Raw genomic sequence first — 22,692 nt, forward strand, 5'->3', positions numbered from 1 at the left:
AAAAGCAACTATAAAAACCCAAATTTGTATTTGTATGTTGATGTATGATATTGGGCGATAAATTTATTAAATTTGTTATTAAAATACGCCTGAAAACTATTTTTTTAAAGCCTAATTAAATTTTATCGTCAAAAAGTGTGCGGATGTCTAGTGTGAAGTTTTTGGGCATAAAGATCGGTGAGTCTAAAATTTCAAGCACGCCGTCATCAAATGAGAGAAATTCCACTACTCTTTTGCGCTTGTTATCAGTTTTTATGCTCATATCGGCTAGGCGCACTACCTTTATGATCTGCATTTTATCTGTCGTCCATTCACAAAAAGCTAGAAATTTAGAGTCCTTTGAAAACAAAAAGCAAGCAGTCGCTCTCTCGCTAAGTAAAATTTGATCGGTGCTGTCATCTTTAACTAAATTTTGATCCATTGATGATATTTTTGCGTGGCTTGAAAGCTCATTTTTTAAATTTATATAATGCTCGCTGCTTACAAAAAGTCGTAGCTCACCAAGTGTTGGAGCGCCCATAGCGACCTCGCAACCTTCAAATTTAGCACTAAATTTGCCATCATTGCTGCACGCGTTTGCCTCGTAGTCCCAAGCCAAGCTCATAATTTTACCTATTAAATTTGCCAGCCATCGCTTTGTAGATATTTAGCTCATCTTGCAAAAGCGTGTATTTTGCTTTTAGTAACCCTATTTTGGCCTCCAGCTCGCTGTTTTTCGCCTCTAAAAACTGCTTTAGTTCTACCTTGCCGTAAGAGTATTTTAGCTCGTAAATTTTTGAAATTTCCTCATAGTTTTTTATCTGCTCTTGATAGTTTGTAAGTAGTGCTTCGTCATTTAAGTAGCCTTTGTAAAATGCGTCTATCTCGTTTAATGCGCTATTTAGCGTGCTTATGTAGTTTAGCTTTGCAAGCTCAAAATTTGCCTCACTAACTTTTAAATTTGACTTTAGTTTGTGGTAGTTTAAAAATGGCAAATTCAAAGCGATGTTGCCATTTAGAAATTTAAGACTGAAAGCTTCCTCTTTTTTGTCGGTGCTGCTTTTGAGGCTGGCTCCTAGCGTAATGCTTGGATAAAACTCTTTTTGGCTCGCTTTGTAGTTTAAGATGCCCTCTTCTATGCGGTAAATGGCCGCTCTTAGATCAGGTCGGTTTGCTATGGCGCTTGTTGGCACTTCAAGATCAACGCCCACTCTTTTAACGGGACTTAGCGTGAGAGCTTCAAATTTAAGCTCAAATTCTGGCCTCTCATTTAGCAAAATCCTAAGCGTTTTTTTAGCATTCACAAGCTCTTTTTTGGCACTTTCTATCTTATTTTGGGCGCTTAATTGCTGGGAATTTATCTGCTTTAGGCTTAGCGCCTCCTCTTTGCCAAGTTCAAATTTAAGCCCAACTATCTTATTTAGCTCGTTATAAATTTCTAAAATTTGCTCATAAGTTTTTATGCTCTCGTTTAGATATAAAATTTGAAAATAAGCGTCTGCCAAGGAGTTTATCACGCTTAGCTTGGCGGCTTCCAGATCAAATTTGCTAGCATCTGCTTCAAACATTGCTGCGTCTTTGCTATTTGCTAGCTTTTGCCAAAGATCAAGCTCGTAGCTAAGCCCTATGCTTGAGCCAAAACTTCTACTAGAAGCGCCGCCCTCTTTTATGTTTTTGCTACTTCCAGCCTCAATGCCAGCGTTAAAGCTTGGGATCAAATTTGCTTCCAAAACGCCAGCTTGAGCGAACGCTTTATTTACATTTATCGCAGCTTTTGCTAAGTCGGCGTTGTTTTTTAGAGCCATATCCACAAGCTCATCAAGGTAGCTTTGATGATACTGCTTCCACCAAGAAGTGTTTAAATTTAGCTCGCTACTGGCGTTATCTTCAAGTAAAATTTGCTTGTAGTTTTCATCTATATTTTTAACAGCACAGCCGCTTAAAACGAGCACCAAAGCTAGGCTTATAAATTTCATATTACTCCCTTGAAAGCGCATCTATTGGATTTAGTTTTGAGGCGTTTTTGGCAGGCATGTAGCCAAAAATGATACCAATAGCCATCGATGTGACAAGTGCAAGCACGATCGAGCCGTTTGAAAAGATCATGCTAAAGCCGTTTAAGAAGTTGTTAAAGATGTAGCCGATAGCGTAGGATAGGACGATGCCGATGGCTCCGCCTATTAGGCAAAGTAGCACCGCCTCTATCAAAAACTGCTGCAAGATGTTGCTCTGTCTAGCTCCGATCGCCATTTTTATGCCTATCTCTTTGGTGCGCTCGGTGACTGAGACTAGCATGATGTTCATGACGCCTATGCCCCCAACTACGAGCGAAACGACGGCTATGCTTGAGATGAGCAGGCGCATGGTCGAGATGGTCTCTTCGATCGTTTGCTTGATGCTGTCTGAGTTTCTTGTAAAAAAGTCCTTTTTGCCGTGCTTGATCTCTAAAAGCTCGGTTAGTGTTTTTTCGGCGATTTGCGCATTGACGCCCTCATTTACTTTGGCGGTGATCGAGCTTATAAATTTATCCCCTGTGACCTTGTTTAGCACGGTCGTGTACGGGGCGTAAATTTTAAGCGTGCTTGAATCTCCCATCTTAAAATCATCCTTTTGCAAAACGCCGATAATGCGAAGTGGCTTTTTGTTAAAAAGTATGATCTTGCCGATAGGATCATCATTTTTAAAGATGCTATTTTTGGTGTTTTGATCGATTAGTGCGACTGAAGCTGAGTTTACAACCTCGTCATCATCGTAAATTCTGCCCTCTTCTAGCTTTAGCCCATTTACGTCAAAGCTCCCTACTCCACCGCCTTTTAGGCTCGCACTTAGCGAGATATTTTCATAAGTTAGCACGCCTGAAGTGCTTGTATTTGGCGTGACAGAGTCTAAAAAGGACTGCTTGGCAAGCATGTTTGCATCGCTTATGGAGAGCGTTTTTACCTTGCCTGAGAGCATATCGCCAAAGCCTTTGCCAGGCATGATGTCGATCGTGTTTGTGCCGATCTTTCTGATACCAGCTAAAATTTGCTCCTGTGAGCCTTTGCCAAGGGCAACGACGCTAATGACCGCTGTAATGCCAATGATAATGCCAAGCATCGTCAAAAGCGATCTTAGTTTGTGCGCTAGCATCGCATTTACCGACATTTTAAAGCTCTCTATGAGCTGGTCTTTATAGTAGGTAAATTTACTCTTTTCTGGCTGAGTTTGCTTGCTGGTTTCATAAATTTCGCTATTTTTGACATTGTCACTTACGATGTTGCCATCTTTTATCTCGATCACACGGCTTGCATACTCTGCGATCTTTGGGTCGTGCGTGACGATGATGATGGTGTGGCCTTTTTTGTAAAGATCAACTAAAATTTCCATCACCCTTAGCCCACTTTTGCTATCAAGCGCGCCAGTTGGCTCGTCTGCTAAAATGATCTCGCCGCCATTCATCAGCGCCCTTGCTATGGAGACCCTTTGCTGTTGTCCGCCTGAAAGTTTATTTGGTAAATTTTTCGCCTTTTCGCTAAGTCCAAGCGAGCCAAGAAGCTCATTAGCTCTTTTCTCTCGCTCGCTCTTGTTTGCACCTGCATAGATGCTTGGTAGCGCTACGTTTTCAAGGGCGTTCATCGTGCTAAGAAGGTTATATCTTTGAAAGATAAAGCCAAATTTATCCCTTCTAAGCTTGGCAAGCGAGTCGCTATCAAATTTTGATATATCTTTGCCATCTAGCAGGTACTGCCCACCACTTGGGCTATCAAGGCAGCCAAGGATGTTCATCAGGGTAGATTTACCAGAGCCAGACTGACCGATGATGGCTATAAATTCGCCCTTTTTTATCTCTAAATTTATGCCATGCAAGATCTCTATCTCATTGTCACCTAGCTTAAAGCTTTTAGTGATGTTTTTTAGGCTTATCACTTAAAACTTCTTATGTTCTTTTGCGATCATCTTAGCGATCTCGCTTGATGAGCCTTGAGATGTGATGATCTCGTCACCCTCGTTTATGCCGCTGATGATCTGCGTATCGAGGTTGTCTTTTATGCCAGTTTTGACCGCTGTTTTTACTGGCTTGCCATCTTTTAGCACATAGACAAAAGTGCCATTTTCATCTTTTTTGATGCCGATGCTTGGCACGATGATGGCGCCCTCGACGTTTGCTATTAAAAGCTCGTTTTGTGTGGTCATGCCTATTCTTAAAATTCCATCTTTATTATCAACGATGCTTTGCGCGTAATAATAGACCGCCGAGCTGCTGCTAGAGCTACTTGAGTATGAAGACTTACTGCTGCTACTTGAGCCGTAGCTACCGTCACTTAGCGTAGTAAGCCCCGGGTCGATCGAGCTAACAGTCGTTTGGAATTTCTTCGTTGGCTCAGAGAGGATCGAGTACTCAACAGGCGTGCCGACTTTGATCTTTGTGATGTCGCCTTCTGCTATTTGCATCTTCATCTTTACATGGCTAAGATCAGCGATATTTACGATAGTTGGCGTAGTTTGGTTGGCATTTACAGTTTGACCCTCCTCAACTTGCACGCTTACAACAGTGCCGTCTCTTGGAGCGGTGATCTTTGTGTAGCCTAAATTTATCTTAGCGGTGCTTAGCTCGATATTTGTCTGCTTGATCTGCGCTTCAAGCTCTTTTATCTTTGTGCTATTTGCACTATATGTGTTTTTTGCGCTTTCAAATTCTTGCTTTGAGGTGGCGTTTTTGGCAAATAGTGCATTTTCTCTATCAAACTGCGTTTTAGCGATATTTAGAGCCACTTTTGCACTTTCAAGCTGGGCTTTGTAGATGGCAAGCTGAGCTTCTTTATTATCAATGCTATTTTGCTGGGTCGAGCTATCGATACTTGCGATCATATCGCCCTTTTTTACCTGATCTCCAAGCTTAACATAGAGCTTTTTTATCTGACCGCTCACCTGTGCGCCCACGTCGATTAGCTCGGTAGCAAAAATTTCACCAGTTGCATCGACTTTCTTGCTAAATGAGCCCTTCTTCGCCTTTTTGGTGATAAACTCCACCTCTTCTTCTTTTGCCTTAAAAAATTTATCATAGACGAAGTATCCGCCGACGCCTAAAATAAGCAGGATTATTAAAATTTTAGTTTTTTTCATCGCTTCTCTTTGTAAAAAATTGGTAAATTCTACTTCACAAGAGTAAATACTCTTTAAGCTTCCTCTTTTGCCATGCCAGCCTCTATCAAAAACCTGCTTGGTTGGTAGGTCACCTTCTTTATCTTGTCGTATTTTGCGTAGCTAAGATATAGCTCGTCTTTTGCTCTTGTTACTGCTACGTAAAAGAGCCGTCTCTCTTCTTCTAGGCTGCCGCCCATGCTCATTAGCTTTAAATTTGGAAAGCGGTTTTGCGCGAGATCGACGATAAAAACTTGGTCAAACTCAAGCCCCTTGCTCGCATGCACGCTAAGCAAGCTAACGCCCTGCCCTTCGCTCATCTCGTTGCTTCCAAGGGCTAAGAAGTTGTAAAATTTACTGATATCTTGATATTTTTTAGCTAGCTCGCTTAGCACCACGCTCTTTGCCATTATGCGCTCTTTGACCTCTTCTTTTAGAGCAAGATCGACGTTGCCATTTTTTAGAGTTGCCCTTTTTGTGCTGAGATTTTCAACTATGAGCGAGTAAATTTTGCTAGTTTTTATCTCATTTATCATCGTGGCTGGCTTTGAGATATTTCTCATGCCTCTTAAAAAGTTGTAAATTTCATATAAAAACTGCGCCCCACTCTCGCTTAGCTTTTGTAGTTTTAGCACAGGGTGTCCTAGAAATTTATCGCTAAAGCCAAGCTTAGAAAACCTCGAAACCTCGGCAAATTCATCAAGGTCGTCAAAAAGACCTAGCTGGTAGTTTCGCCTTTTATTTGATGAGATATTTACGCTCTCATCTGGCTCAACTATCCCTTTTATCAAATTTCCATGCCCAAGCTTAAGCAGTGCATCAAAAATTTCTTTGCTAACTGCGCTGCCAACGCCTTTTGCGTATTCGCAGATATGGATAAATGCCATTATATCTTTTGGATTGACATAAATTCCCATAATGTCGATGAGTGCTTTGATCTCGCGACTCTCAAAAAAGCTCACCCCGCCCTTTCGCTTTGAGCCGATACCTCGCTCTTTTAGCGCGACCTCGATACCGTCTGCTGATGAGTTATTTCTAAAAATTATGGCGATATTTTCTCTATTAAATGGCGAAAACGAGATGATATCGGCGATATTTTGATACTGATCAAAAAGCTCGTTATAGACAAGTAGCCTTGGAGGCTTAAAATTTCCCTCGCGGCTAACTGTGAGGTGCTTTTCATAAAGCCTTGGGTTGTTGTTTATCACCTTATTTGCGAGAGCTAGTATGCTTGAGCTTGAGCGGTAATTTACATTTAAAGCGTAGATATTTGCGTTTGGAAAGCGATCTTTAAATGAGCCAATGATCTCAATATTTGCGCCGTTAAATGCGTAGATGCTCTGGTCAAAATCGCCCACACAAAATAGGCTCTTTGTCGCAAATGCGTCTATAAGGCTGCCTTGAAGCGTGTTTGTATCTTGATACTCGTCGATCAAAATTTCATCATAAGCTAAATTTGCCCCCTTTTTTAGCTCGTCGCGCATTTTTATGAGAAGGTCGTTAAAATCAGCGTAAGAAAATTTAGCCTTTTCGGCCTCAAACTCTTCTAGCACGTCTTCATAAATTTCGGCATAAACTCCCTGCTCTTCACTTTTTTCACTTATCCATTTGCCAAATGTTATGTCTTGCTCGCTGTTTTGAAATAGCGAGTAAAGGTCATATAGATATGCCCCGCCGTAAGGCTTGACGTCGCTTAAATGGTAAAATTTACGCCTCTCAACAAGACTTTTTAAAAGCGTCTTTAGCTCGCTTGGCTGCTTTAGCGTGACGCCTTTATCAAGGCTTTTTAAAAGCGAAAATGAGACCGAGTGGAAGGTGCCTGCGGTGATTTTGGAGGTGATTTGTTTATCAAAATACCTATTTAAACGCTCTATCATCTCGCTGGCTGCTTTGTTGGTGAAAGTTAGAAGCAAAATTTTCTCTGGCGCAACGCCCAAATTTAGTAGATGAGCGATGCGAGCGACAATCGTGCTAGTCTTGCCAGTGCCAGCTGAAGCGATGATGAGATTGTGTCCAAATGGCGCAGTTGCGGCGGTGTATTGTTCTTTGTTTAACCTAGATAAGGGCATTGTTTCCTCTTTTTAAAAAGGCCTAATTATAGCTACTTAAACTTTAACAGCTATAATCACGCCGATGAAAAAGTTTAAATTTCTAAAATTTCTTGCCCTATTTTTGGCTTTAATGGTCGGTGTTTTTTTGATACTGGATCAAATTTATCCACTAAATTTAGACGCGCTCAAAAAAGACGAAGCCAAAATTTTGCTTGATAAAAATGGCGAGATCATAAATATGAAGCTTAGTAGCGATGGAATTTGGAGATTTCACGAGCAAAGCTTTCCAAATTCGTTAAAACAATGCGTCGTGCTCTTTGAAGATAGATATTTTTACTACCATTTTGGCGTAAATTTCGCCTCCATTTTTAGAGCATTTTTCCACAACCTAAAAAGCGACAACCGCATAGGAGCTAGCACTATCACGATGCAAGTAGCCAGGATGCTAGAGCCTGGAGATCGAAGCTATAAAAATAAGATAAAAGAAATTTTTAGAGCATTTCAGCTTGAACTTCACTTTAGCAAGGATGAAATTTTAAATTTATACCTGAATTTAGCCCCATATGGCGGCAATATCGAGGGAGCAAAGGCGGCGAGCTTCTTTTACTTTGGCAAAGAGCTAAACGAGCTTAGCTACGCTCAGGCCGCACTTTTAAGCACGATCCCTAAAAATCCAAATAAAAATAGGCTTGACCGCGTCTCAAACATAAACGCCCTAAAAAACAGGGTCATAAAGATGCTTTATAAGGCAAATTTGATCGACCTTAGTGCCTTTAAAAGAGCGCAGGCAGAGCCATTTAAAAATGTAAGGATAAGAGCCATCGTAAATGCAGGCGACTACGCAAATGTCGCTTTTAAAAACCAAATCACAAAGGCAAGTTTGGATCTAAATTTGCAAAAAGATATGCTTAAAATTTTAAAAGATGCGATGTTTTCGCTAAAGGCTAAAAACGCAAATAACGCCGCAGCTGTGGTCATCGACAATAAAAAAATGAGCGTTGTTGCCTTTATCGGCTCGCATGATGAGCGTGCGCGTGATGGCAAAAACTCAGCCCTAAATATGAAGCGAAACACCGGCAGCACGCTAAAGCCTTTTATCTACTCTCTTGCGCTTGATAGCGGGCTTATCACGCCAAACTCACAGCTAATCGATACGCAAATTTATGTAAATGAATATGTGCCAAAGAACTTTAGTAATGACTTTTTAGGGCTTGTAAGCGCAAAGGACGCTCTAAATTTTAGCCTTAATATCCCAGTCATAAATTTAGACTTAAAGCTAAAAGACAACTCGCTTTATGAGCTGCTTGAAAAGGTAAATTTAGTTGATGAAAACAAGGAATTTTACGGCTCTTCGATAGTTTTAGGTAGTGCTGAGATGAGCCTGCTTGATCTTGCGCATCTTTATACGATATACGCAAATGAGGGCATTTATAGACCGCTTGAGTTTGCTGGGAAAAACTACAAAAATGAAGATAAAAACATAACTCTCATCTCGCCTCAAAGCGCCTATCTAACTGCTAAAATGATGAGTGAAGCTTCAAGGTCATATCTAAAAAACGCTTGGCAATACGCGCAAAATACACCAAAAATAGCCTTTAAAACTGGTACTAGCGCAAACTCACGCGATCTTTACGCCATAGGTGTCAATAAAAACTACACGATAGCCGTCTGGGTGGGCAACTTTAACGCCGAAAAAACTGACAAGCTAACTGGGCTAAATGACGTTTCAAAGATCGTTTTTGATATGTTTAAGATCACGGCGCAAAGGCAAAATTTAGAGTTTATGAGCGAGCCAGAGGGCATCGAAAAAGTGCCAACCTGCCTTGATGCTTTTAGTTATGAGACGTGCAAAAAAACGGCACTTGATCATAGGATAGTTGGAGTTAAACTGCAAGATAAGTGCGAGAGTTTAAGGGGTGAGGAGCTTGAGTTTTTGATAAAAAATGGCTTTTTAGACAAAGACGAGGTCAAAAATAGCCCTTGCGCTGAAGTCTTTAAGGACAAAAACCCAGTCTTTGCCTATCCGTATGACGGTGAAGAGATCGTGACAGATGAAAATGTAACACAAATTATGCTAAAATGCTACGCGTTTTTAGGTGATGAAATTTACCTAAAAGTGGATGATTTGAACTTTTCTAAGATAGAAAATGCAAGTGAAAAAAGGCTAGATCTAACTCTTGGCGAGCACACTTTAAAATGCCTTGATGAAAATTCAAATCAAAGTGAAATAACAATAAAAATAAGGAGATAAAATGCAGCAAAAAGCGCTACTTCTAGCACTTTTAGGAGCAGTAAATTTATATGCTTTAAGTCTAAATGGCAATGTCGAGGTGAAATCGCCTTTTAGTGTGGAATTTGGACTGGACAACTATTTAGATAAAGAACAAGTTGGCATAGTAACTGACGAAAAGTTAATAACTTGTAAGCCTGAGCTAAATGGTAAGGTGAGGTTAAATAAAGATAGCATAACTCTTTTTACAAAGAATTTGCATGCTGGAAAAAAGTACGAATGTGAGTATGAAGAAGACGGCAGTAAAGCAAACTTCGAAACAGAAAAATTTGAGGTAAAGAATGTAGAAAAGATAAGTGACAGCAAATATATCTTTCAATTTAATGACGAAGTTGATGAAAAAACTATAAAAAATATTAGCGTAAAAGGTGCAAAATTTAGTTCCATTAAACTTGCAAATAATAGCTTTGAGCTTAATCTTGATAAAAATTTAAGTGAAGCGACTTTTGATCTTGGCGAAGGATTTACGAGCAAATTTAAAGCAAAGCTTTCTGGTGAGCACGTAATAAAAATTGCAGATCAAAATAGTAGTAGTGATCAGTCAGATATATTTTTTGCGGCGCATAGTTTTACGGTACCTAAAATTTATCCAATCAGTCTAAACAATGGAGTTTTGGGCTTTAGAATTTGCCTAAAAGATATGCTAGATGATGACATAAGTCAAAAGAAATTTATAAGCATAAAGGGGATAAAAAACTTTGATGTTAGTCCTCTAACATATAAAAATGACTATGATGAAGATGGCAAAGATCCCGAGCTAAAAGACTATGATTATTATATTGATATTACAAGCAATGACTTTAAACCACAAAGCAAATATGAAATAACGATAAAACCGGGTTTTGGTGATGAATGGCTTGTAGTAAGAGAAGCAAAAAGTTATGAGGTTACTAGCTTAAATTTTGATCCATTTGTGGAATTTATAAATAATGAGCCATACATATCAAGCGTGGGAGAGATTGGCATTAAAAGTGCAAATGTAGCTGATCTAAATGTAAGTGTTGAAAAGTTAAACGATCAAAATTTTAGATATTTTTTAAATTTTAATGACAATAGTAAAGAACTTAGTGATTTTAGCTCAAAAGTAGCAAGCAAAAGCTATAAGTTAGAGGGTGCGTTAAATGAAATTTCACTAAACAAGATCAAGCTTGACTTTGCAGGGGCTGGAGACGGCGTTTATAAGATAAACTTAAACTACGGCAAAGATAAGAGCGTCTCAAAGGCAGTCTATCTAAGTGACATAGCTATAAATGCAAAGTTAAGTAAGGATGAAATTTTTATTTTTGCAAACCGTCTTGGCGAAAACACAATGCTACCAAACGCAAATGTAAAAATTTATGGTACAAAAAATGAAGAGATCGCAGTTGGCGCGACAAATGACGTTGGCGTCTTTAAATTTAACAAAAAAGATATCTACAAAGAGGCTGCTTCAGTAGTCGTCTCGCTAGGTAAAGAGCAAAATTTCTTAATCTTAAGAAGCAATGATGCTATAAACGAAGCTGCTGTTTTTAGTAAAAAACCAAATGAAATTATCGATGCTTTTACACACTTTGCTTCAAATATTATAAGACCAAATGAGAGCATAAAAGGTGCTATTTATTTAAGAGATATGGATTTTAATCCGCTTAAAAATATGCCCGTTAAACTAAAATTTATAGATCCTCAAGGTAAAAAAAGTGGCGAATTTTCATATAAAACAAATGATGCTGGTATGATAAATTTCGAAAAAGAGATGTTGAGTGATCTTAGCGGCAGGTTTAATATGCAGATCATCTATGCCAATAAAGTGATATCAAATGTTCCATTTTTTATTGAGAGTTTTATACCAAATAGGATAAAAAATGAGATCACATTAAAAAGTGACAAATTTTTTAAAAATGAGCTTGTTGAGGTTGATTTAAGGAGTAACTATCTCTTTGGTGGAGTAGCTGCTAGCGATCTAGCTGGTAGTATGCAGGTTAATTTCTTCGATGACGAATACAAAAATAGCGAGTATAAAGAGTTTAAATTTAAAAACGATACTTTAAAGGCAGTTGCATATCCAACATCTAAAACTGATCTAACTCTTTCAGAAGCAGGCAGCTCAAGCCAAATAATAGATCTTAGCTTTAAAACAAAGAATGTACCTTCAATAATAAAAGGTATCATAAATTTCAATGTAAATGACGATGGTAAAAATGTAAGCGACGCAAAAAGCTTTACGCTTTATCCTTATAAAGATATGGTTGGCATTGCTACTAGTACGACTTTTACCGATCCAAATGTAGATGTAAAGATAAGAACAGTCGTTGTTGATATGTCAAGCCAAAAGGCAGTGAAGTCAAATCTAAAATTTGATATAAAACGTCGTATATGGCAATATCAAAGAGATGCTGATGGCTATATAAGATGGGTTCCTACTCTTGATAGTGTGGATAGCTTTTTTAAAGATAGTGGCGAGTTTAACTATAAATTTGCACAAAGTGGTTCATATGTCATCACTGCTACAAATTTAGTAAGTGGAGCAAGCACGAGCTTAGACATTGATGTGAGCGGCTATGACTACTCAACTCTAGCCCCTACAAAAGAGCTTAGCAAGTCTCAGATAAAGCTAAATAAAAGCGTCTATAAAAAAGGTGACGAGCTAAGTGCAGACATAAGCTCAGCTATAAAAGAAGGCATCGCACTTGTCACACTTGAAGATGCAGGCGTCAAAGCCTACAAGGTCGTCAAGATCAAAAACAACTCAGCAAACGTTAAATTTAAGCTTGACTTTGACTTTAGCGGACTTTATGTTAGCGCAAATATCTACCGCATAACTGACGCTGGGATAACTCCTTTTAGAACTTATAACAAGATCTATGCAAATGCTGACAAATCCTCAAGAGTACTTGAACTTAGTCTTAATGCACCAAAAATAGTAAAAAGCGATGAAAATGTTAAAATTTCGCTAAAAACAAAGCCAAAAGCATATGTAAATTTATTTATCACAGACGTTGGCGTACTTAATATCACCTCACAAAAGCCGGCCGATCCGCTTAAGTTTTTTGACAAAATTTTACCTGATGGAGTATTTGACTACGATATTTACAATAGGCTTGCAAACTATAGAGTTGAGGGTAAAACACTAAGTTTTGGTGGTGATGCTGCATCAATGGCGATGGAGTCAAAAATGTCAAAGCACGCAAGTCCAGTTGATAGTAAAAATGTAAAAACTTATGCAAATTTAGTGAGCCTTCAAGCAGATGATAAAGGCGAAATTTCATATGAATTTAAAACTCCAAATGGTTTTAATAGCTCTATTAGAGTAGATGTAGTTGCGAGTGATGAAACTGCTATGAATGCTGTAAATACTGAAATCTTAGTTAAAGATGATGTAATCATTAAGCCAAGCGCCATAGTTTATCTTTTAAAAGGCGATGAGTTGAATGCAAAATTAAGACTTATAAATACAACAAACTTGGATAAAAATTTAACTATAGATATAGAAAATACCAAAAATATAAGCATTAAAACAGAGAAAAAAGCCAATCTCAAGCCACTTGAGAATAAATCTTTTAATTTTAAAATTTCGGCACATGAGTTAGGGGCTGGTGAATATAATATCACCATAAGAGACAAAAACAACACAAAAACTATCCAAAACCTACTTAGTGTAGTTAGTCCATACACTATAAGCACCTATGCAAAAAGTGGTGTTTTTAACAAAGAGAGTAATTTTTCTTTACCGAAAGGTTTTAGTGATGTAACTATAGACGCTTCAAACTCTGGAACAAGTGTGCTTTTGGCAGCTTCAAAAAATTTGGTTAATTATCCTTATGGTTGTACTGAACAAAAAAGCTCAAAATTACTAGCACTTTTAAATTTAAAGCCAAAAGATGAAGACGAGAGGAGAACTAGAGAGAGATTTATTACTTTAGGAATAAATGAGCTACTAAAAAGACAAAAGCCAGATGGTAGCTTTGGGTACTGGAGCAACACAGGATCTACAAATAATTTTGCAACGATATTTGCAACAGATGTTCTACTTGATCTTGATGAAGATGGATATAAATTAAATGATGATATAAAAAAGAGCGCAATTAATTCAATGGAAGAATATGCAGATGATTCTATGTTGGCACTGTATTCGTTATATATTAGCTCGCGAGCAAACATGGCAAATAAGTCATTAATGAATAAAATTTATGACGATAAAGATTACAATAGAACTGCGCTTAACAAATATCTAATGGCAGCAACGCTTAAGCTAAATGGTTTAAATGAAGAGGCGAAAAACGCTTTAAAAGATGTTGATACTATTAAAGATATATACTATGCTCCATTTAATTTTAGTACAGAGATAAGAGATAAGGCTTTCATTCTTTTCTTGCATGCAAAATACTTCGAGATGAACGACTATTCAAATAATCTTGCAAATTTTTTGATAGATAGATTAGATACGCTAAGCTCTACGCAAGAGCGTGCATTTACACTAAGAGCTCTAAATGCCTACTTTGGCAAAGATAGTGGCAAGAAAAATAACAAATTTAAGCTTAACTATAACGGTGAGAGTAGAGAATTTGATGGTAATTTGAGCACATCTTTTCACATAAAGGATAGAAATTTTACACTTACTCCATTAGACTCCAATAGGCTTTATGCAACTATTTTAAGCTACGCTTACGTACCACTTGATATAAAACATAAAGTAGAACCAAAAGAGCTTGATGTTTATAGAACATTTGTTGATGAGTATGGCAATGAAATAGACTTAAATAACCTAAATGTAAATGATGTTTTTTATTCAAAAATAGCAATAAAAACAACCGAAATAATAAGAGTTGGCGTGATAAACGAGATCGTAAGTAGTTGCTTTGAGCCAATAAATGAAAATTTAAGTGTATTTTACAAAGATTTAGGAAATACTTTAAAAATTGATTATCAAAGTATAAAAGATGACCGTGTAATAAGCTTTTTTTCAACTAATAATATAAAAGAAGGGGTGCTTTACACACCTTATAGAGTAAGACTTGGCGGTAAATGCTCTCTTGGTGCAGTCACAACTGAAAATATGTACAACGAAAGACAAAACGACTACGACCTAGCCGTGAGAAGCTTTAACGTTAAATAGCTATTTAAACCACGGGGCGTTTAACCGCCCCAAGCCCATATTTCCCCACTTTTGCAAAGATTTTTTTAAACAAATTTTAGATAACATTAAGCATTTTTTAAACGAAACTGAGGAGATAAAAGTGGCAGATTTTTACAATGCAAAAGAGATAGAAGACAAATTTTATAAAATTTGGGAAGAACGCGGATATTTCGAGATAGACGCAAACAAAGATATCCAAAAAGATGGACGTAAATTTTGCATTATGATGCCACCTCCAAACGTGACTGGCTCGCTTCACATCGGACACGCCCTAACCTTCACACTTCAAGATATCATGACTCGCTACAAGAGGATGGACGGCTACAAGACACTTTGGCAGCCAGGACTTGACCACGCTGGTATCGCTACTCAAAACGTCGTTGAAAAGCAGCTTTTGGCTCAAGGGATCAAAAAAGAAGAGCTTGGCCGTGAGAAATTTGTAGAAAAAGTGTGGGAGTGGAAAGAAAAAAGTGGCGGTATGATAGTTCATCAGATGCGAAAACTTGGCATCACTCCGGCTTGGTCACGCCAGAGATTTACTATGGATGAGGGCTTAAGAAAAGCTGTGAAAAAAGCCTTTGTAAATTTATATGACAAAGGGTTGATTGTCCAGAAAAACTACATGATAAACTGGTGTACGCATGATGGCGCACTCTCTGACATCGAGGTCGAACACAAAGAAAATAAAGGCAAGCTTTATCATTTGAGATATTATTTTACAGATGGACAAAATTTAGAAAACTATCAAGCAGAAGTATCACATGATGAATTTGCTGGTTGCGATGCGAGTTCGAATGAAGCGCACTCTTCGTGCGTTGCAGTGAAGAACGAGCAGCAGTCTCCAGCAAAGGCGCATGCGAGACAAGGCGCTTATATAGTGGTTGCTACAACTCGTCCTGAAACCTACTTTGGTGATACGGCGGTAATGGTAAATCCAAACGACGAGCGCTATAAAAATTTAATCGGCAAAAAAGTGGTGTTACCTATCATAAATAGAGAGATCGAGATCATCGCAGACGAGCACGTTGATATGGAGTTTGGAACAGGTCTTGTAAAGGTCACGCCTGCACACGATCAAAACGACTACGAGGTAGGTAAAAAACACAACCTTGAGTTTATCACCGTGTTTGATGAAAAGGGCATTTTAAACGACAAGTGCGATAAATTTGCAGGACTTGAGAGACTTGAGGCTAGAGATATCGTCGTGGCCGAGCTTGAAAAACTAGGCAATGTTGAAAAGATAGAAGACTACGAAAACCAAGTAGGTTACTGCTACCGCTGCAAAAACGTCGTCGAGCCATACATCTCAAAGCAGTGGTTTGTCAAAAAAGAGATTGCAGACGAGGCGATACAAAAAGTCTCAGAGGGCCTTGCTAAATTTTACCCGCCACACTGGATAAACAGCTTTAACGCGTGGATGAGAGAGCTAAGAGATTGGTGTATCTCACGCCAGCTTTGGTGGGGACATCAAATTCCAGTATTTTACTGCGACGAGTGTGGTCACATGTGGGCTGACGAGGACGAGCCATGCGAGTGCAAAAAGTGTAAAAGTAAAAACATCCACCAAGACCCAGACGTGCTAGATACGTGGTTTAGCTCTGGTCTTTGGCCATTTAGCACGCTTGGCTGGGGCAATGAAAATGAGCTAAAAAATGAAAAGTGGTTTGAAGGCGATTTGGCTGAATTTTATCCAAACAACCTTCTCATCACTGGCTTTGATATATTATTTTTCTGGGTTGCTAGGATGATGTTTCAGGGTGAAAATGCCCTTGGTGAGCTGCCATTTGACGACATCTACCTACACGCTCTTGTAAAGGATGAGTTTGGCAGAAAGATGAGTAAAAGCCTTGGCAACGTCATCGACCCACTTGATAGCATAAATGAGTATAGTGCCGATATATTGCGCTTTACGCTGACACTTCTAGCCGTTCAAGGACGTGATATCAAGCTAAGTGACGCCAAGATGAAACAGGTAAGAAATTTCACCAACAAGCTTTATAACGCGAGCAAATATCTCATGCTAAATGAGAGCAAATTTCCAAATTTAGAAGATATCAAACTTCAAACAAAGCTTGGAATTTATATGAACAGCCGCTTTAACGAGTGCGTGAGAGAGGTGCGCGAAAACATCGACGCCTACCGCTTTAATGACGCTGCAAACACACTTTATAAATTCCTTTGGGACGAGTTTTGCGACTGGGGTATTGAGCTAAGCAAGGCTGACAAAGCGAGCGTAAAAGAGCTTGGAAGTATATTTAAAGAGGCGATGAAACTGCTAAATCCTTTCATGCCGTTTCTCTCAGAGTATCTATTTCAAGAGCTTAGCGGCACACAGCTTGAAAATGCAAAGTCAATAATGGTGATGAGCTATCCAGAGGTAAAAGAGCGAAATTTAGAGGTTGAGAAGAAATTTGAGCTAGTTATCGAGGCGATCGTGGCTATTCGCCGTGCAAAAGCTACTATCGATCTTGGCAACTCAAAGATAGCAAAAGCCTTTGTTAAATTTAATGAAAAAATAGACCTTGACGAGGTAAAAGAGTATATCAAGCTACTTGCAAAATGCGAAGAGATCAGCTTTGTAGATGAAAAAATAGAAAACTCAATAAGAGACGTGAGCGAAAATTTAGAGGCATTTGTCCCGCTTGAAGGACTTGATATGAGTGGTATCATCACAAGGCTAAGGTCTCAAAAGACAAAGCTTGAAAAAGAGATAGCCAAACTCTCAGGCATGCTAAATAACCAAAATTTCGTTGCAAACGCACCAAAAGAAGTTATAGAGACGAACAAAGAGGCGCTAGAGAGCGCTGAGGCTAAATTTAAAAAAGTATGCGAGGAGCTAAAGGCTCTTGGCGAGTAGGTTTTGCGGCAAAAGTTGAAGGGTGGCGTTTTTATCTTTGGCAGCTTGTAGTTGCCACGCTACCCTGGGTGCTAATGTATTGTCTTATTAAAATGAAATTTATCGCCCTGCACTATCTTTCATGTAAATTTAAAATTTAAAGGATAAAAAATGAATGAAAAAATAAAAATAGCAGTTTTAGGATATGGAAATTTAGGTCGTGGCGTCGAGCTTGCGGTGCGAAATAGCAAGGATATGGAGCTTGTGGCAGTTTTTAGCCGCAGAGATCCAATCGAAGTAAAAACGTGTGGTGCGCCAGTTTTTGGCGTGGATGAAATTTTATCTCACAAGGGCAAATTTGACGTTTTAGTCCTTTGCGGTGGCAGCGCAACTGACCTTCCAACGCAGACGCCAGAATTTGCACAAAATTTTAACGTAGTTGATAGCTTTGACACGCACGCAAAAATACCTGAGCACTTTGCCGAAGTGGACGCTGCTGCTAAAAAAGGTGGCAATGTAGGCGTCATCGCTGTTGGCTGGGACCCGGGACTATTTTCTCTAAACAGACTATACGGCGAGAGCGTGCTTGAAAATGGCAGCAGCTATACATTTTGGGGCAAAGGCGTGAGCCAAGGCCACTCAGACGCCATACGCAGGATAAAAGGCGTCGTGGATGCACGCCAATATACAGTGCCAATAGATAGCGCTTTAGAGCGAGTACGCGCTGGGGAAAATCCAAATTTAACCACAAGGGAAAAACACCTGCGTGATTGCTACGTAGTGGCGCAGGACGGCGCTGATAAGGCACGCATCGAGCATGAGATAAAAACGATGCCAAATTATTTTGCCGACTACGACACGAGCGTGCATTTTATAGATCTGGATACGCTAAAAAGAGAGCATGGCGGTATCCCACATGGGGGATTTGTACTGCGAAGCGGAGTGAGTGGAGAGTGTGGCGAGAACAAACATTTGATAGAATTTTCGCTAAAACTTGACTCAAATCCAGAATTTACAGCAAGTGTGCTTGTAGCCTACGCCAGAGCAGCATATCGCTTGGCACAAAGGGGTGAGAGTGGCGCATTTAGTGTATTTGACATAGCCCCAGCACTTCTTTCGCCAAAGAGCGCTGAGGAGCTAAGGCGAGAAATTTTATAAATTTAGGCAGTTAAAAATAAGGAAAATTTAGTGATAAAAATAGAAAATTTAACCAAATTTTATGGCGATACACAGATCCTTTTTGATGTAAATTTAGAGGTTAAAAAGGGTGAAATTTTTGCTATCGTGGGGCATAGTGGCGCTGGTAAATCAACGCTTTTAAGGTGCATAAACGGGTTAGAGAGCTATCAAGGCGGCAGCTTAAAAGTCTTTGATCAAGAGATAAAAAATTTAGACGAGACGCAGCAGAGACATTTAAGGCGAGATGTTGGGATGATATTTCAGCATTTTGCATTAATGGCTAGAAAAAATGTCTTTGAAAACGTCGCTACTCCGCTTAAATTTTGGGGTTGTAAAAGCGATGAAACTGAAAAAAGAGTGAGAGAGCTTTTAAATTTAGTCGGCCTTGAAAGCAAGGCAAAAAGCTATCCAAGCGAGCTAAGCGGCGGCCAAAAACAGCGTGTAGCCATCGCCAGAGCACTTGCTTTAAATCCTAAAATTTTACTAAGCGACGAGGCGACTTCAGCTCTTGATCCAAACACGACAAATCAAATTTTAGAGCTGCTTGAAAAGATAAATAAAGAGCTAGATATCAGTGTCGTCATCGTCACGCACGAGATGGAGGTGGTAAAATCTATCGCAAAACGCGCGATTTTGCTAGAAGGCGGCAAGATAATAGGCTCTGGAAGCATCGAAGAGCTATTTTTAAAGCCAGATGAGAAGATGAAAGAATTTTTGGGTGAAGTTGAAATTTTGCCAAGCACTGGCACAAATATCAGGCTATTTTTCCCAAAAGAAGTGGCTCAAAACAGCGTGATCACACACATGGCAAGAAGCCTAAATATCGACTTTAACATCGTCTGGGGCAAGCTTGAAAAGCTAAACGACAACGTCCTTGGCTCACTTGTCATAAACATAGATGAAAAAGATAAAGAAAACGTGCTTAACTATATCAAGCAAAGTGGCGTTTTGTGGGAGGTTGCTTGATGTTTGGTATTGACTTTTCTAAATTTCCAGATGTTTTTTCTAGGATACTGTTGCCAGCTATCGGCGAAACGCTATATATGAGCATCGTCTCTACCCTGCTAGCCTTTGCCATAGGCCTTATACCCGCGGTTTTGCTCATCCTTTCAGACAAAAACGGCCTAAAGCCAAACAAACAGCTTTACTTTGTCCTTGATATCGTTATAAACGTGCTTAGAAGCTTTCCGTTTATCATTTTGATCATCGTGCTTTTTCCAGTCACAAAAATGATCGTAGGCACGAGTATTGGCACCACGGCTGCGATCGTTCCACTAACTATCGGAGCGGCTCCCTTTGTAGCAAGGCTCATTGAAAATGCTCTAAAAGAGGTCGATAAAGGCATCATCGAAGCAGCACAAAGCTTTGGTAGCTCGAAATTTCAGATCATTTTCCGTGTGATGTTTGTCGAGGCGCTTCCTGGCATCATCTCGGCATTTACGCTAACGCTTATAGTAAATATCGGCTTTTCAGCGATGGCTGGTGCAGTTGGCGGTGGCGGACTAGGATCAGTCGCTATAAACTATGGATATCAGAGATTTCGCCCAGATATCATGCTCTACACCGTGGTTATTCTTATCATTATGGTTCAAATTTTCCAAGTTTTAGGCAACTATCTCTATAAAATTTCAAAAAAATGATTTTAAAAACATAGCAAATGCTAATGCCACACATAAGATAAAAGCGATAAAAATTGCCATAAATTTTGGCTTAAAAAACCTATCAAGAAGTATTATTTCCGGCAGGCTAACCCCTGCCGCCGTTATTACAAACGCTCCAAATGCGGCCGCACTAGCACCCGAGGCAAGAAGTGCTAAGCCAATTGGCACTAGTGATTCTACTCTAACATAGAGTAAAATTCCAAATAATGCCGAAATAAGTATCGAGGCGATGTCGCTAGAACCAAGGTAGTTTGAGATAAGCTTTTGTGGAACAAATCCGTGTATAGCGGCACCGATAAACATCGCAAGTAGTATGTAATAAAATAGTTTTTTATACTCTTTTACCGAGTTTAAAAGCGCCATTTTGTAAATATTTTTACTATTTTTTATATCCTTGCAAGAGCAAGCTTGTGTCTGATTAATGGGTGTAAAAACAAAGCCTTTAGTTGGATTGTATGGGCTAAATTTTGGTTTTAAAAAATCATCTTTTAAAAATAGATTTTGATCTGCTTTTGATAACAAAAGACCAAAAGCAAGCGATGAGATAAAAATGACCGTAAAATAAATAATGCTAAATTTAAACCCAAAACTCATAAAAAGAAGCGTTAAAATTACAGGATTAACAAGCGGAGAGCTTAACAAAAATACGCTACTAACGCCAAGTGATACGCCGCTTTTTAAAAACCCATTTAAAAGCGATATAGTAGAGCACGAACAAAACGGCGTAATAGCGCCAACCAAAAACGCCTTGATAAAGCTTGAAATTTTTGTGCTTATAAGGTGTTTTTTGAGTTTTTGACTAAATTTTTCAGATACGATAAATACCAAAAAAGAGACACAAAAAAATAGTAGTGAAATCTCTGTAAAATAAAGTATGAAAAATTTGATAAACTCAAATATATTGTGTTGATTAAAAAGATCGAGCATTTTTTTACCTTTAAATTTTTTATATGATTATATACTAATATAGGAATATAGTCAAGTATAAATTTAGCTCTTTTAAGTTAAAATCATAAAAAAGGTATAAAAATGCAATATGTTGATATTCTTGCGCTAAAAAGCGAATTTATGAGAGTTTTGGCTCATCCTATTAGGATCGGGATAGTTGAGGTTTTAGGTGATAAAAAGATGAGCGTAGGTGAAATTTGCGAGCTTTTAAATAAAGAACAAGCAACGGTTTCAAAGCATCTTGGGGTATTAAAAAATGGAGGAATTTTAAAAAGCGAGAAGTCCGGACTTAATGTTTTTTACTCGGTTGATATTTGCTGTTTGCCAAATTTTTTGGAATGTTTAAAAAATATTTTAGAGGAAAAAGCAGCCAAAAACTCAAAAAATGCAAGAGGTGTCATAAAAAGTCTAAGATAAATTTCTAAAATTTATTTTTTTTTAAAGTTTATTTATTTAGAATGCGCGAAATTAATTTAACCGAAAGGATCTAAAATGAAATCAGATATGTGCCAGATGTGCCGCCTACTTAAAAATGCGTCGTCGAAAGACTAATCTCTAAGCACAGAATTTCTTTTTAAGTGCTTAGAAATAGCTTAAGTACTTAAAAAGAAATTTAACCTTCTAGCTTAAATTTATCCTTTTTGGTGCTTGGCAAATTTCAAAAAAGGATAACAAATGAAAAAACTACTTCTTACCTCTTTAGTTGCCCTAGGCCTTAGCGTTAGCGCAAATGCTGCTGACAAGTCAAAAACAATAATAGTTGGTGCTACACCTATCCCACATGCTGAAATTTTAGAGGTTGTAAAGCCTATTTTGGCAAAAGATGGCTATACACTTGAGATCAAAGAATTTAACGACTATACCACGCCAAACCTTGCGACAGAGGACGGCGACCTTGACGCAAACTTCTTTCAGCACATCCCATATCTTGAAGAATTTAACAAAAACAAAGGCACTCACCTTGTAAAAACAGTTGGCGTACATCTCGAGCCAATGGGCGTTTATTCCAAAAAGATCAAAGACATAAAAGAGCTAAAAGATGGCGCAGTGGTCTCTATCCCAAATGACCCAACAAACGAGAGCCGCGCACTTGACATCGTAGCTGGCGCTGGACTTATCAAGCTAAATGACAACCCACTAAAAACCCCACTTGATATAGTTGATAATCCTAAAAAACTTAAATTTGAAGAGATCGAGGCTGCTCAAGTGCCAAGAACGCTTGATGACGTTACTATCGCAGTTATCAACACAAACTACGCGCTAAATGCAAATTTAAATCCAACAAAAGACGCGCTTGTGATCGAGGGTAAAGATAGCCCATACGTAAATTACGTAGTTGTTAGAGCTGGCAACGAGAACAGCCCTAAAACTAAAGCCCTTGATAAAGCTATCAACTCACCAGAAGTTAAGAAATTTATCGAGACAAAGTATAACGGCGCTATCATCCCAGCGTTTTAATTAAATTTATAAAAAGCGACGTAAAAGCTTTTACCTTTTTAGCGTCGCTTCAAATC

At 38.7% G+C, this 22,692-nt stretch carries 14 protein-coding genes; 8 read left to right on the top strand and 6 right to left on the bottom strand.

Translation table 11 applies throughout. The features are described from left to right. Positions 1-115 precede the first annotated feature (115 nt). The 5 genes from F3G88_RS03795 to F3G88_RS03815 are packed head-to-tail and all read right to left on the bottom strand — an operon-like array spanning position 116 to position 7,169. Complete coding sequence (locus F3G88_RS03795) at positions 116-604, bottom strand: flagellar protein (protein WP_149715399.1); 489 nt, start codon at positions 602-604, stop codon at positions 116-118. 4 nt (positions 605-608) lie between these two features. Next, positions 609-1,955: a TolC family protein gene (locus tag F3G88_RS03800; protein WP_149715400.1), complete on the bottom strand. Its 1,347-nt coding sequence runs from the start codon at positions 1,953-1,955 to the stop codon at positions 609-611. 1 nt (position 1,956) lies between these two features. Then, positions 1,957-3,885 carry a MacB family efflux pump subunit gene (locus F3G88_RS03805; protein ID WP_149715401.1) on the bottom strand — a complete coding sequence of 643 codons (1,929 nt, stop codon included), beginning with the start codon at positions 3,883-3,885 and terminating at the stop codon, positions 1,957-1,959. Further along, the gene (locus tag F3G88_RS03810; RefSeq protein WP_149715402.1) at positions 3,886-5,082 is read right to left on the bottom strand and encodes an efflux RND transporter periplasmic adaptor subunit; all 1,197 of its coding nucleotides are present in this window, start codon (positions 5,080-5,082) and stop codon (positions 3,886-3,888) included. 53 nt (positions 5,083-5,135) lie between these two features. Then, the gene (locus F3G88_RS03815) at positions 5,136-7,169 is read right to left on the bottom strand and encodes an ATP-dependent helicase (protein ID WP_149715403.1); all 2,034 of its coding nucleotides are present in this window, start codon (positions 7,167-7,169) and stop codon (positions 5,136-5,138) included. A gap of 64 nt (positions 7,170-7,233) precedes the next feature. On the opposite strand from F3G88_RS03815, the gene pbpC reads away from it, so the two are divergent. The 6 genes from pbpC (at position 7,234) to F3G88_RS03845 (ending at position 20,209) form a co-directional block, all read left to right on the top strand. Then, entirely contained in the window at positions 7,234-9,402 is a 2,169-nt protein-coding gene (gene pbpC, locus F3G88_RS03820; RefSeq protein ID WP_149715404.1) for a penicillin-binding protein 1C, read from the top strand. A 1-nt stretch (position 9,403) separates the two neighbouring features. Continuing rightward, positions 9,404-14,533, top strand: coding sequence for an alpha-2-macroglobulin family protein (locus tag F3G88_RS03825; RefSeq protein ID WP_149715405.1), 5,130 nt, complete (start codon positions 9,404-9,406; stop codon positions 14,531-14,533). A gap of 121 nt (positions 14,534-14,654) precedes the next feature. Beyond that, complete coding sequence (locus tag F3G88_RS03830; RefSeq protein ID WP_149715406.1) at positions 14,655-17,411, top strand: valine--tRNA ligase; 2,757 nt, start codon at positions 14,655-14,657, stop codon at positions 17,409-17,411. A gap of 150 nt (positions 17,412-17,561) precedes the next feature. Further along, positions 17,562-18,548: a diaminopimelate dehydrogenase gene (locus tag F3G88_RS03835; RefSeq protein WP_149715407.1), complete on the top strand. Its 987-nt coding sequence runs from the start codon at positions 17,562-17,564 to the stop codon at positions 18,546-18,548. Between the two features lie 30 nt (positions 18,549-18,578). Continuing rightward, the gene (locus F3G88_RS03840) at positions 18,579-19,535 is read left to right on the top strand and encodes a methionine ABC transporter ATP-binding protein (protein ID WP_149715408.1); all 957 of its coding nucleotides are present in this window, start codon (positions 18,579-18,581) and stop codon (positions 19,533-19,535) included. After that, positions 19,535-20,209, top strand: coding sequence for a methionine ABC transporter permease (locus tag F3G88_RS03845; protein WP_002940443.1), 675 nt, complete (start codon positions 19,535-19,537; stop codon positions 20,207-20,209). Before F3G88_RS03840 ends, F3G88_RS03845 begins: the two co-directional genes overlap by 1 nt. On the opposite strand, the gene F3G88_RS03850 is transcribed toward F3G88_RS03845, so the two are convergent. Further along, entirely contained in the window at positions 20,198-21,157 is a 960-nt protein-coding gene (locus tag F3G88_RS03850; protein WP_149715409.1) for a permease, read from the bottom strand. The genes F3G88_RS03845 and F3G88_RS03850 overlap by 12 nt on opposite strands. A gap of 102 nt (positions 21,158-21,259) precedes the next feature. Between F3G88_RS03850 and F3G88_RS03855 the strand changes: the two genes are divergently transcribed. Then, positions 21,260-21,595, top strand: a complete 336-nt coding sequence (locus F3G88_RS03855; protein WP_103558062.1) for an ArsR/SmtB family transcription factor — start codon at positions 21,260-21,262, stop codon at positions 21,593-21,595. 258 nt (positions 21,596-21,853) lie between these two features. Then, the gene (locus F3G88_RS03860) at positions 21,854-22,636 is read left to right on the top strand and encodes a MetQ/NlpA family ABC transporter substrate-binding protein (protein WP_149715410.1); all 783 of its coding nucleotides are present in this window, start codon (positions 21,854-21,856) and stop codon (positions 22,634-22,636) included. Positions 22,637-22,692 lie beyond the last annotated feature (56 nt).

This window comes from Campylobacter concisus, from assembly GCF_902460675.1.
Classification (GTDB): domain Bacteria; phylum Campylobacterota; class Campylobacteria; order Campylobacterales; family Campylobacteraceae; genus Campylobacter_A; species Campylobacter_A concisus_AJ.